The organism is Mesorhizobium sp. M2C.T.Ca.TU.002.02.1.1, from assembly GCF_003997225.1.
This window is the reverse complement of the sequence record NZ_RZTO01000101.1, coordinates 1-11,445: the sequence shown is the minus strand read 5'-3', so window position 1 is coordinate 11,445 and position 11,445 is coordinate 1. Positions and strand designations below refer to the sequence as shown.

Here is an 11,445-nt window from a genome sequence, read left to right as displayed (position 1 = left end):
ACGCCATTGATGCAATAGCGCAGTCCGGTCGGCGGCGGGCCGTCCTCGAAGACATGGCCGAGATGGCTGCCGCAGCGCGCGCAGTGGCATTCGGTGCGGACCATGCCGTAGCTGCGGTCGACGGTGGTCTCGATCGAGCCCGCAACGGGATCGTTGAAGCTCGGCCAGCCGGTGCCGCTCTCGAACTTCAGCTTGGATTCGAACAGCGGCTGGTCACAGCCGACGCAATAAAAGGTGCCGGCGCGCTTTTCGTAGAGCAGGGCGCAGCTGCCGGGGCGCTCGGTGCCGTGGTTGCGCATGACGGCATATTGCTCCGGCGTCAGCCGGGCGCGCCACTCGGCATCGGTACGGGTGACGGGATAGGCGTGGGTGTCCATGAAATCTCCTCGGCCTTGGCGGCTCGTTGTTGCTTGCAACGGGTATTCGCCGAAACATAGGCGTTTGTTACAGGTGCCGCCAGCGGAAGCGAACTAATGCTTCCTCGACAGCTGCCTAGTCGCAGCCTCCAACCCGGCCAGCGTCAGCGGGAACATGCGGCCGCCGAAGATCTCGCCGATCATGGCGATCGAGTGCGTGTAGCGCCAGTTCTTCTCGGCTTCCGGGTTGAGCCAAATCGCGTTTGGCCATTGCTGCAACAGGCGCGTGAGCCATACGCTCCCGGCCTCCGGATTCCAATGCTCGACCGAGCCGCCGGGATGGGCAATCTCGTAAGGGCTCATCGAGGCGTCGCCGACGACAATCACCTTGTAGTCCGGTCCGTATTTGTGGATCAGGTCGAAGGTCGGGATCGTCTCGGCGAGCCGCCGCCGATTGTCCTTCCAGACGCGCTCGTAGAGGCAGTTGTGGAAGTAGAAATATTCGAGCTGGCGGAACTCGGCGCGCGCCGCGGAAAACAATTCCTCGACGCCGCGGATATGGTCGTCCATCGAGCCGCCGACATCGAAGAACATCAGCAGCTTCACGGCGTTGCGCCGCTCGGGCCTGGTCTTCACGTCGAGATAGCCGTGCTCGGCGGTGGCGTGGATGGTGCCGGGCAGGTCGAACTCCTCCTCGGCGCCTTCGCGCACCCAGCGGCGCAGCCGCTTCAGCGCCACCTTGATATTGCGGGTGCCGAGCTCGACGGTGTCGTCAAAGTTCCGGAATTCGCGCTTGTCCCAGACCTTCACCGCGCGGCGATGCCGGCTTTCATGCTGGCCGATGCGCACGCCCTCGGGGTTGTAGCCATAGGCGCCGAAGGGCGAGGTGCCGCCGGTGCCGATCCATTTCGAGCCGCCCTGATGGCGGCCCTTCTGCTCCTCCAGCCGCTGCTTCAACGTCTCCATCAGTCTGTCGAAGCCGCCCAGCGCCTCGACCAGCTTCTTTTCCTCCTCGGTCAGATGCTTTTCGGCCAAACGGCGCAGCCATTCTTCCGGGATGTTGGCGACATCGACGGCGTCGGGGCCGCCAAGCGCCTCGACGCCCTTGAAGATATGCGCAAAGACCTGATCGAAACGGTCGATATGGCGCTCGTCCTTCACCAGGGCCGAGCGCGCGAGGTAATAGAAGGCCTCGACGTCATAATCGACCAACCCGGCTTCCAGCCCTTCCAGCAGCGACAGATATTCCCTGAGCGAAACGGGAACCCGCGCGGCCTTCAGTTCGAGGAAGAAGGGGATGAACATCAGTTCTTATAGCAGATCGTATTCGATGAAGCCCGTGCGGCGCGCCACATGGTCATAGAGCCGGCGTGCGGTGGTGTTGGTTTCGTGCGTCATCCAATAGACGTTCTTGACGCCGATCTTGCCGGCCTCGTCCTGCACCGCTTTGATCAGCGCGGCGCCCACGCCCTTGCCGCGCACTTCGGGGTCCGCGAACAGGTCCTGCAGGTAGCAGTTGTTTTTCTCGGACCAGCCCGAGCGATGGTAGAGATAGTGGGTGAGGCCGACGGCCTTGCCGTCGAGCGTGGCGATGAAGCCCTTGGGCTCGAACTCGCCGTCCGTGAACAGCCGCTTCCAGGTGATCGCATAGACCTCTTCCGGAAGCTTCGTCTCGTAGAAGGTCAGATAGTCGGTCCACAGCCGGCGCCAGTCGGCGTGATCGGACTGCGCGAGCGGGCGGATGGTGATTTCGGACATTTTCTTCTCCAACATTTGGGCCGAAGCTGCGCTGAGGACGACTGGCCGGCAACGGTCCACGGACGGGAAAGCGCTATTGCTGCCGTCTGGCCATGAACGCGAGCCGCTCGAACAGGTGCACGTCCTGCTCGTTCTTCAGCAACGCGCCGTGCAGTTTCGGCAGCATGTTCTTTGGATCGCCGCGCAGATCCTCGGGCGCGATGTTGTCGGCGACCAAAAGGCGGATCCAGTCCAGCGCCTCGGAGGTCGAGGGCTTCTTCTTGAGGCCCGGCACCTCGCGGATCTCGTAGAACTGGGTGAGCGCCGCCCGCACCAAATTCTGCTTGATGCCGGGATAATGCACCTCGACGATGCGGTGCAGCGTGTCGATGTCGGGGAAGCGGATATAGTGGAAGAAGCAGCGGCGCAGGAAGGCGTCCGGCAGTTCCTTCTCATTGTTCGAGGTGATGATGACGATGGGCCGGAACTCCGCGCGGATCGTCTCGCCGGTCTCGTAGACGAAGAACTCCATCCGATCGAGCTCCTGCAGGAGGTCGTTGGGGAACTCGATGTCGGCCTTGTCGATCTCATCGATCAACAGCACGACTTTTCTGCCGGCAGCGAAGGCGTCCCATAGCTTGCCGCGCTTGATGTAGTTGGCGATGTCGTTGAAGCGCTCGTCGCCGAGCTGGCTGTCGCGCAGCCGCGAGACGGCGTCATATTCGTAGAGGCCCTGCTGCGCCTTGGTGGTCGACTTGACGTTCCATTCGATGAACTCGAGCCCGAGCGCCGACGCCACCTGGCGGGCAAGCTCGGTCTTGCCGGTGCCGGGCTCGCCCTTGACCAGCAAGGGCCGCTCCAGCGCGATCGCGGCGTTGACCGCAACCATCAAATCCTTGTCGGCGACATAGGCCGCGGTGCCTTCGAAACGCATTTTTTCTCCTGGCCGTTTTGCGGCGACCGTAAGGAGGCTGGACGGGCCGCGCAAGGGCGGCTGCCGAAGAGCCTCTGGTCGGGATGGTCTGCAAGGCGAATTACGCGCAAATGGTCGCTCGTTTCTCTGGCGCACGGCCAACCATCGGCCTATATTTGCTCCCGGCGGTCTGCGCTTCCCGGCAGGAGAAACTTATCCCCGGGGCCTTATCGATCCTTAGGGAGCTGTCCCTGGGAAGACCCGTGGGTTTTCTCACACGGCGCCCACCTACTTTGTAGGCACCCGGGATCGACCTCTCCACCGGTTGTGTGGATCGCCACTGATCGAAAAGGCCATATTTGGCGGATTTTGTCGTCGCGCCGCTTTGTGCGGTGCTCACGAACGAAAAGTTCGCTCCGCTCCTCCAAAACGTCGCTCCTAAAACTCCATCCAAATCTGACCTTTTCTAGCGTCGGCGCATGTCACCTTCCAAAGACCTGAAGAAACAGCTTCGCAAGGAAGCGCTGGCGCGACGCGATGCGCTGGACGAATTCTGGCGCGTGGAGATCGCGCTCGAAATGGCCGAGACCGCGAAGGAAAAAATCGACTTCGAGCCCGGCCGGGTCGTCTCCGGCTTCTGGCCGATGCGCTCGGAGGTCGATGTGCGGCCGCTGATGTTCGCGCTGCGCGAGAAGGGCGCAAGGCTCTGCCTGCCGGCGATCCTCGACAAGACCACGATCGTCTTCCGCGAGCTGGTGCGCGGCGCGCCGATGGTCGAGATGGGCTTCGGCACGGTCGGGCCGCATGAAGAGGCGGAGGTGCTCGACCCGACGCTGATGCTGGTGCCGCTCGCCGCCTTCGACGCCCGCGGCCACCGCATCGGCTATGGCGCCGGCTATTACGACCGCGCCATCGCCAGGCTGGCCGAAAAGGGCATCACACCCAGGCTGATCGGCATCGCCTTCGACTGCCAGGAAGTCGAGCGTGTGCCGGAAGAGAACCATGACGTCGTCATTCCGGAAATACTGACTGAGAGCGGGTTGCGCCGCTTCATGCCGGAATTGTAGAAAAGCGTTTGAAAAACGCATGATCTTTTGCGGAAAGTCATGCAGCTTTTGCTTGGCGGACTTTCGGCATAGGATCGTATGAGACTTCTCTTCCTCGGCGACATGGTTGGCAAAACGGGACGCACGGCAGTCTGGGAGCAGCTGCCGGGGCTGATTTCCGACTTCAAGCTCGATTTCGTCATCGTCAATGGCGAGAACGCCGCCGGCGGCTTCGGCATCACCGAGGAGATCTTCCGCGAGACGCTCGCGGCGGGCGCGGATGTCGTCACCACCGGCAACCATGTCTGGGATCAGCGCGACGCGCTGATCTTCGCGCCGCGCGAGGAGCGCTTCCTGCGGCCTTCGAATTTTCCCAAGGGCACGCCAGGGCGCGGCTCGGGCGTCTACATCGCCCGTAACGGCGCGCGTGTGCTGGTCGCCAACATCATGGGGCGGGTCCTCATGCACCCCGAGCTTGACGATCCGTTCCAGGCCGGCGAGCGCGAGCTTGCCGCCTGTCCGCTCGGCGAGCAGGCCGATGCGGCCATCGTCGATTTCCACGCCGAGGCGACCTCGGAGAAGATGTGCTTCGCGCATTTCGTCGACGGTCGCGCCAGCCTCGTGGTCGGCACGCACACGCATCAGCCGACCGCCGACCATCAGATCCTCAATGGCGGTACCGCCTATATTTCGGACGCCGGCATGTGCGGCGATTACGATTCCTCGCTCGGCATGGACAAGGAGGAGCCGCTCAACCGGTTCCTTTCCAAGGTGCCGAAGGGCCGTTTCGAAGCGGCGTCCGGACCCGCGACGCTCTGCGGCGTCGGCGTCGATATTTCCGACCGCACCGGGCTTGCCGAAAAAATCGCGCCGTTTCGTCGCGGGCCGCGGCTGGAAGAAACGGCGCCGTCCTTCTGGTCGTGACATTGATATGAGTGTGCAAAGTACCTAACTGGCGGCAACACTGCTCTAGATCGTAGAGGGGACGACCTCCATGCAGCTTGTCGAATTCCTGGCGCCGCACTTTCACTTTGTTTCCGATCCGACCGCGTGGGTCGCGCTTTTGACCCTGGTGGTGCTCGAGATCGTGCTCGGCATCGACAATCTGATCTTCATCTCGATCCTGACCAACAAACTGCCGGAAGCGCAGCGCGCCCGCGCCCGCCGGTTGGGCATCTCGGCGGCGCTGGTCATGCGCCTTATCCTGCTCGCCACGATCTCGATCATCGTGCAGCTGACGGCGCCGGTGTTCACCGCCTTCGGCCACGGCTTTTCCTGGCGCGACCTGATCCTGATCGCCGGCGGCCTGTTCCTGGTCTGGAAGGCGACCAAGGAAATCCATCATACGGTCGATCCGCAAGACCATCAGGACACGATGGTCGGCGGCACGTTGCAGTTGAGTCTTGCCGGCGCCATCTTCCAGATCCTTTTGCTCGACCTCGTCTTCTCGATCGATTCCATCATCACCGCCGTCGGCATGACCGACGAGATCGCCATCATGTATATCGCGGTGATCGTGGCGGTGAGCGTGATGATGCTGGCGGCGACGCCGCTCGCCAATTTCATCGCCAGGAATCCCACAATCGTCATGTTGGCGCTGGGCTTTCTGTTGATGATAGGCATGACGCTGATCGCCGATGGCATGGGCTATCACGTGCCCAAGGGCTACATCTACGCCGCCATGGGTTTTTCGGCGCTGGTCGAGGGCCTCAACATGCTGGCACGGAACCGCAAGAAGCAGGGGTCGGGCGGCGGGCACTAGGTCCGCCGGGGCGCCGCTATCCCGAAACGCCTTTCGGGTGACGGTCGCCGATCAGGCCGAGCGTCAGACCCTGTTCCAGCCAGGCCTTGGCGCCGGCCAGGACCAGCGAGAAGCCACCAGTCGAGTCGACCGCCTGCTGGACCTGCTCGTCGCCCGAGCCGGCGAAGCCGAAATTGCGGACTTCCAAGAAGGTCGCGTTGCCCGGCATCTCGGTGAAGGTCCAGACGACGGTGGTCGGCGGATCGCTCCAGCGCATGACGATCTTCTCGTTGGGCACGATCTCGCTGACCTCGACCCTGGTCGACACGCCATACATGCGCCACTCCCACTCGACTGGCTTGCCTTCATCCAGCCGGCCGCTGGAATGCGTGAACCAGAATTTCGTGGTGACCGCCGGATCGACGATCGCCTCAAAGACCTTGGCGACCGGCTGGCGGATCAGCATGGCTGTTTCGGCGGTGGGGACGTGCTTCAATTCCACAATATCCTCCTCGATTGTCAGGGCAGGTTGATCTGCCAGGAGACGCCGAAGCGGTCGTTCAGCCAGGCGAAGCGACGGCTGAAGCCGTAATTGCCGGTCGGCATCAGGAAGCCGCCGTCCTTGGAAAGAACGGAGACGATACGCTCCAGCTCCTCTTCGGACGAGCAGTCGACAAAGAAGGAGAAGGACGGCGTGAAGGTGAAGGCGTGGTGGACCGGACTGTTGTAGATCCTGACCTCGACGCCTCCGATCAAAGCGCGCGCCAGCTTGAGCGTTCCTTCCGTCCCGTCCTCGCCCGCGCCGTAGCGCGTGACGTCGAGGACACGGCTATCGGGAATGGTCTCGCAATAGAGGGTCATGGCTTCCTCGGCCTTTCCCTCGAACATCAGGAATGGCGTTGCTTTCGTCATCGGGCGACCTCCTGCTACTAGGTTATCGGGACTTGAATGCCGGACTCAGATGTTGGTCTCGTTGGCCGGCTCGCCACGCAGTTCGCTGCGATAGTAGCCGTCGCGCAGATTGATGCCGTATTCGAGATAGGCCTTCATGCAGGCGAGCATCTGCGACCAGCCTTCGCAGTTGAGGTAGGACTTCTTCAGGCCGACCTCGCCTTCGCGCCAGCCTTCCTCGGCGATGGTGACGAAGGTGCCGCCGTCGTCCAACGGCTCGAAATTCATCTCGATGCGGGTCTTGTAGGCCGGCTTGCCCTCGGCGTCCGTAGCGTCCCAGCGCAGCACGATGCGCTTGTCCTTCGTCACTTCGTCGACCTCGACCGGCACGGATTTCCACCAGGTGACCGTGGTGCCGGCGACAAGCGGAGCCGAAGCGCCGCCGATGGTGGTGAAATAACCGCTGAGCTTCGTGGGGTTGACGACCGCGTCGAAGACCTCGGCGACCGGTTTGCCGATGCGTCCGGAAATCCTGAAACCAAGGGACATATCCACAGCTCCTTCCTTGCTGCGCGAAACGATATGTTATAGAAATATAACATGTCAAGTCAAACTGCGGACGACCATGTTTTCAAGGCCTTGGCGCATCCGCGCCGGCGCGAATTGCTGGATCGCCTGAAGGATCAGCCGCAGACTACCGGCGCGCTGTGCGAGGCTTTCCCGGACATGGACCGCTGCACGGTGATGATGCACCTGAAAGTGCTGGAGGAGGCCGACCTGGTGGTGGCGAGGCGTGAGGGGCGCGAGCGCTGGAACCATCTCAACGCCTTGCCGATCAAGCAGATCCACGATCGCTGGATCAGCCAGTATGCCGGCCACGCGATCAGCATTCTCGATCGGCTGAAGTCCGATCTGGAGGGTTGAGCGGCCTCTTCGGCGCCGGACTGACGGGGCGGCTGGACGAATTGAGCCGATTTATCTATAAGCCGGCCATTCCGACAAAGAGCGCCGCGTGCCTTCGCAGGCATGCCCGGAACGTTCTAAAAGATTGAATTCGAGCATTTGCCGAAGACGCGGTGACGACACCTCGCTTCGAAATGCTCTAGCCGAACACGACAGGGGTGCCATGGCTGGCCATTCGCAGTTTAAGAACATCATGCACCGCAAGGGCCGTCAGGACGCGGTGCGGTCGAAAATGTTTTCCAAGCTGGCGCGCGAAATCACCGTCGCCGCCAAGACCGGGACGCCGGACCCGGCGATGAATCCGAGGCTGCGCCTTGCAGTGCAGAACGCCAAGGCCGTGTCGATGCCGAAGGACAATATCCAGCGCGCCATCAACAAGGCGTCGGCGGGCGACGGCGAGAACTACGAGGCGGTGCGCTACGAGGGCTACGGCCCGGGCGGCGTGGCGCTGATCGTCGAGGCGCTGACCGACAACCGCAACCGCTCCGCCTCCAATGTGCGCGCCGCCTTCACCAAGGCCGGCGGGGCGCTCGGCGAAACCGGCTCGGTGTCCTTCATGTGGAACCGTGTCGGCGAGATCTATTACCCGGCCTCGGCCGGCAGCGCCGACAAGGTGATGGAAGCTGCGATCGAGGCTGGCGCCGACGATGTGGAGTCCGACGAGGAAGGCCACACCATCTATTGCGGCTTTGAAAATCTCGGCGAAGTCTCGAAGTCGCTGGAAGCGGCGCTCGGCGAAGCGGAATCGGTCAAGCCGATCTGGCAGCCGCAGAACAACGTCCCGGTCGACGAAGAGCGGGCGCAGTCGCTGATGAAGCTGGTCGCCACGCTCGAGGACGATGACGACGTGCAGAGCGTCTACGCCAATTTCGAGGTCGACGACGAGACCATGGCCAAGCTCAGCGCGGCCTGACCGGCCACGCCATCCGATATGAGCGAAGCTCAATCCTGTATGAGCGAGAAGCCGCTGCCCGTCATCCGCATCACCTACTGCACGCAATGCCAGTGGCTGCTCAGAGCCGGCTGGATGGCGCAGGAACTGCTCTCGACCTTCGGTACCGATCTCGGCGAGGTGACGCTGGTGCCGGGCACCGGCGGCATCTTCACCATTTCCTGCAACGATCAGCTCATCTGGGAGCGCAAGCGTGACGGCGGTTTTCCGGACGCGGCGAAGTTGAAGCAGCTGGTCCGCGACGTCATCGATCCGGAGCGGGATCTGGGGCACGCCGACCGCAAGGGACACAAATCAAAAGATCCTGCATAGTCAGATGTCTTCGAAAGCAAAACGGTAAACATTGGTCTGCCATTGTTCGAATCCCAGCTTCAAATATAGCCTGTTTGCCGCCTCTCTGGATGGTCGCGAGGTAAGGTCGACCGTTCTGGCGCCGGCCGTCTTTGCCCGGGCGAGCGCTTCGCGGATCAAACCGGATGCGATTCCCCGTCCCCTGTGCCGGCCATCGACAACCACGTCTTCGACAATCGCGCGCGTCCCTGTCGGCGCTCGGAAAACGGCGAGTGTCAGCATCCCCAGAAGAGCTTGGCCGTCCTTAGCGATAAAAAGGGTTGTTGCCGGCGATTTGACGATGCTTTCCAGAGTCTCGTGACCGGGCTGGGCAGCGGACGACGACAGCTGGGGTATCAATGCAATTATGGACTGCGCCAATGACGGCGTCAGATGCGATACCGCCTCTATTTCGAAATCAGCCACTTCGTCGTCCTCCAGCAAGTGTCGTGGATGCAATCGATCATGGAGGCGGCCGGGCCTCCACGATCGCTGGAGGTTACTTCACAGCAATGCCATGATGAAGCAGGCCATCGCCACGATGGCGGTGACGGTGCGGACATGGTTCCACATCACCCATTGGCTCAGATGGTTCGCCCATACGGCGGCGCCGTCGGCGCTCTGCGGATCGACGGCGGCCAGCGCGTCGTTGAGCGGTACGTTGAAGACCATGGTCACGATCGGATTGCCGACGAAATAGATCACGGCACCGGCAAGCAGCCAGTATGAGCCCGACTGGCTCCAGCCGAAGAAAACGGCGGCAATCAACACCAGGCAGATCAGGCCGGTGCCGAACAGCGCGGTCATGAAGGTCGGCGTGATCACCGTGACGTTGATCGAATTCATTGCCGCGATGCCGCTTGGGACGGGCAACCGGGCAAGCGCCGCCATGACGAAGTTGGAAAAGGCGAAGAACACGCCGCCGACGACGCCCGAGCCGATCGCGGCAATGAAGGTGAGGGTGGGAAGAAGTTTCATCATCTCAGTTGCTCCAGGGGCCAGGATTAAAACATGATAAATCCTCACATTTGCAAAACGTGATAAACCCTCGTATTTTGTGAGTCAAGCCAGTTGTGGGAAAAATCGCCTGGAGAGAGCCATGGACGAGAAAGTCGCCGCGAAGGCCGATCAGGCCGCTATCGCTTCGCCGCGCCGGTCGCCGAGCCAGCAGCGCAGCCGCGAGCGGGTCGAGCGCATGCTCGCGGCCGCTTCGGCCTTGATTGCCGAGCAGGGCAGCGATGCCATGCGCATGGGCGAGGTCGCGGAAAGGGCAGGGGTTTCGATCGGCTCGCTCTACCAGTTCTTTCCGGACAAGCGGGCGATCGTCTGGGCGCTGGCCGAGCGCTACACGGCCGAAAGCCAGGCGTGCATTTCCGCGGCGCTGAAGGATGTCGGCGACAGGGATGGCCTTAGACAGGCGTTCTCGGAACTGGTCGACATCTACTACCGGCTGTTCCTGGCCGAGCCGGTGATGCGCGACATCTGGTCGGGCACGCAGGCGGACAAGGCGCTGCGCGAACTGGAACTGGCCGACAGCCGCGCCAACGCCGAGTTTCTTGTCGCGGTGCTGAAACGGCTCAGGCCCGATGCCGATCCGGTCGAGCTGGAGACGACGGCATTTCTGGTGTGGCAGATGGGTGAAGCCGCCGTGCGACTGGCGATCTCGGTCGACCGCGACGAGGGCGACAGGCTGGTCGCGGCTTACAAGCGCATGGCGCTGAGGGAGTTGGTGGATGAGTAGGAACTCCTACCCTCCCCCTTGTGGGGAGGGTCGCTGCGCAGCAGCGGGGAGGGGGCAGCGCCCGAACCCCCACCCGGACCTTTCGGTCCGACCTCCCCACAAGGGGGAGGTAGGGGGCACCTACCAACAAAAAACCCGCCTCGAAGGCGGGTTTTTCAAACCTGTCGATATATCCAGCCTAGAGGCCGAAACCTTCGAAACGCTTCTTGAACTTCGACAGGCGGCCGCCGCGGTCGAGCAGGGTCTGCTGGCCGCCGGTCCAGGCCGGGTGCGTGGTCGGGTCGATGTCGAGGTTCATCGTGTCGCCTTCCTTGCCCCAGGTCGAACGGGTCAGGTACTCGGTGCCGTCGGTCATGACGACCTTGATGGTGTGGTAGTCGGGATGGATATCGGCCTTCATTGTCGTGTTTCCTGGCTGCCGGCGCTGGTGACGGGCCAAAGGCCTGCGTCGATGCGCCCCTTTTTAAAACTCGAAGCCGCAGCTAATGAAAAGCCACGGCTTCTAAAACGGTCGGCGAGCCTATACATCAGCCGGAATTGAATCACAAGGCCGCGGCGGGCGCATATTGAAACGCGGTCCCGGCAAGCGGCCAGAGGAAATGCTCATGGCGGAAATCGGTGCCAGTGCAGGCGAGCGCAGACGCTCGGTCCGGCCGCTCCGCAGCCTTTTTCCCTATATCACCCGCTACCGGAAGCTGGCGATAGGCGCCATCATCTCGCTGATCGTGGCGGCGGTGACGACGCTTGCCCTGCCGATGGCCGTGCGGCGCATGAT

The 11,445-nt window shown here is 62.4% G+C and carries 17 protein-coding genes and 1 other RNA gene; 8 read left to right on the top strand and 10 right to left on the bottom strand.

Annotation, left to right across the window (positions count from 1 at the left end; all coding sequences use genetic code 11):
- The 4 genes from msrB to EOD07_RS08150 form a co-directional block, all read right to left on the bottom strand.
- The coding region (gene msrB, locus EOD07_RS08165; protein WP_127234923.1) for a peptide-methionine (R)-S-oxide reductase MsrB at nucleotides 1-377 on the bottom strand (377 nt) is incomplete at its 3' end.
- 93 nt (nucleotides 378-470) lie between these two features.
- Complete coding sequence (locus EOD07_RS08160) at nucleotides 471-1,661, bottom strand: VWA domain-containing protein (RefSeq protein ID WP_127234920.1); 1,191 nt, start codon at nucleotides 1,659-1,661, stop codon at nucleotides 471-473.
- Nucleotides 1,662-1,667: 6 nt separating this feature from the next.
- Complete coding sequence (locus EOD07_RS08155) at nucleotides 1,668-2,114, bottom strand: GNAT family N-acetyltransferase (protein WP_127234917.1); 447 nt, start codon at nucleotides 2,112-2,114, stop codon at nucleotides 1,668-1,670.
- A 73-nt stretch (nucleotides 2,115-2,187) separates the two neighbouring features.
- Nucleotides 2,188-3,027 carry a MoxR family ATPase gene (locus EOD07_RS08150; protein ID WP_127234914.1) on the bottom strand — a complete coding sequence of 280 codons (840 nt, stop codon included), beginning with the start codon at nucleotides 3,025-3,027 and terminating at the stop codon, nucleotides 2,188-2,190.
- Between the two features lie 163 nt (nucleotides 3,028-3,190).
- Between EOD07_RS08150 and ssrS the strand changes: the two genes are divergently transcribed.
- From ssrS to EOD07_RS08130, 4 genes are all read left to right on the top strand, one after another.
- Nucleotides 3,191-3,346, top strand: a non-coding RNA gene (gene ssrS / locus EOD07_RS08145) — 6S RNA.
- Nucleotides 3,347-3,485: 139 nt separating this feature from the next.
- Entirely contained in the window at nucleotides 3,486-4,073 is a 588-nt protein-coding gene (locus EOD07_RS08140; RefSeq protein WP_127234911.1) for a 5-formyltetrahydrofolate cyclo-ligase, read from the top strand.
- Nucleotides 4,074-4,151: 78 nt separating this feature from the next.
- The gene (locus EOD07_RS08135) at nucleotides 4,152-4,976 is read left to right on the top strand and encodes a YmdB family metallophosphoesterase (RefSeq protein WP_127234908.1); all 825 of its coding nucleotides are present in this window, start codon (nucleotides 4,152-4,154) and stop codon (nucleotides 4,974-4,976) included.
- A 70-nt stretch (nucleotides 4,977-5,046) separates the two neighbouring features.
- On the top strand, nucleotides 5,047-5,814 hold the full coding sequence (locus EOD07_RS08130; protein ID WP_127234906.1) for a TerC family protein: 768 nt from the start codon (nucleotides 5,047-5,049) through the stop codon (nucleotides 5,812-5,814).
- Between the two features lie 16 nt (nucleotides 5,815-5,830).
- Here the strand turns inward: EOD07_RS08130 and EOD07_RS08125 are convergent, their stop codons facing one another.
- The 3 genes from EOD07_RS08125 to EOD07_RS08115 are packed head-to-tail and all read right to left on the bottom strand — an operon-like array spanning nucleotide 5,831 to nucleotide 7,233.
- A complete protein-coding gene (locus EOD07_RS08125; protein WP_127234903.1) occupies nucleotides 5,831-6,295 on the bottom strand; it encodes an SRPBCC family protein in 465 nt (154 codons plus the stop codon).
- A gap of 17 nt (nucleotides 6,296-6,312) precedes the next feature.
- Nucleotides 6,313-6,705, bottom strand: a complete 393-nt coding sequence (locus EOD07_RS08120) for a VOC family protein (RefSeq protein ID WP_127234900.1) — start codon at nucleotides 6,703-6,705, stop codon at nucleotides 6,313-6,315.
- 45 nt (nucleotides 6,706-6,750) lie between these two features.
- A complete protein-coding gene (locus EOD07_RS08115; protein ID WP_127234898.1) occupies nucleotides 6,751-7,233 on the bottom strand; it encodes an SRPBCC domain-containing protein in 483 nt (160 codons plus the stop codon).
- A 51-nt stretch (nucleotides 7,234-7,284) separates the two neighbouring features.
- Between EOD07_RS08115 and EOD07_RS08110 the strand changes: the two genes are divergently transcribed.
- The 3 genes from EOD07_RS08110 (at nucleotide 7,285) to EOD07_RS08100 (ending at nucleotide 8,911) form a co-directional block, all read left to right on the top strand.
- Complete coding sequence (locus tag EOD07_RS08110; protein WP_127234897.1) at nucleotides 7,285-7,608, top strand: helix-turn-helix domain-containing protein; 324 nt, start codon at nucleotides 7,285-7,287, stop codon at nucleotides 7,606-7,608.
- A 202-nt stretch (nucleotides 7,609-7,810) separates the two neighbouring features.
- A complete protein-coding gene (locus EOD07_RS08105; RefSeq protein ID WP_073984984.1) occupies nucleotides 7,811-8,560 on the top strand; it encodes a YebC/PmpR family DNA-binding transcriptional regulator in 750 nt (249 codons plus the stop codon).
- A gap of 39 nt (nucleotides 8,561-8,599) precedes the next feature.
- Nucleotides 8,600-8,911, top strand: a complete 312-nt coding sequence (locus tag EOD07_RS08100) for a SelT/SelW/SelH family protein (protein WP_281059042.1) — start codon at nucleotides 8,600-8,602, stop codon at nucleotides 8,909-8,911.
- Here the strand turns inward: EOD07_RS08100 and EOD07_RS08095 are convergent, their stop codons facing one another.
- Nucleotides 8,912-9,355 (bottom strand): GNAT family N-acetyltransferase, encoded by a 444-nt coding sequence (locus EOD07_RS08095; RefSeq protein ID WP_245469954.1) that lies wholly within the window; start codon nucleotides 9,353-9,355, stop codon nucleotides 8,912-8,914.
- 78 nt (nucleotides 9,356-9,433) lie between these two features.
- Nucleotides 9,434-9,910 carry a DUF1772 domain-containing protein gene (locus EOD07_RS08090; protein ID WP_127234891.1) on the bottom strand — a complete coding sequence of 159 codons (477 nt, stop codon included), beginning with the start codon at nucleotides 9,908-9,910 and terminating at the stop codon, nucleotides 9,434-9,436.
- Nucleotides 9,911-10,028: 118 nt separating this feature from the next.
- Between EOD07_RS08090 and EOD07_RS08085 the strand changes: the two genes are divergently transcribed.
- On the top strand, nucleotides 10,029-10,670 hold the full coding sequence (locus EOD07_RS08085) for a TetR/AcrR family transcriptional regulator (protein WP_127234888.1): 642 nt from the start codon (nucleotides 10,029-10,031) through the stop codon (nucleotides 10,668-10,670).
- A 178-nt stretch (nucleotides 10,671-10,848) separates the two neighbouring features.
- Here EOD07_RS08085 and rpmE read toward each other — a convergent pair whose 3' ends face one another.
- A complete protein-coding gene (gene rpmE / locus EOD07_RS08080; protein WP_040974396.1) occupies nucleotides 10,849-11,070 on the bottom strand; it encodes a 50S ribosomal protein L31 in 222 nt (73 codons plus the stop codon).
- Nucleotides 11,071-11,445 lie beyond the last annotated feature (375 nt).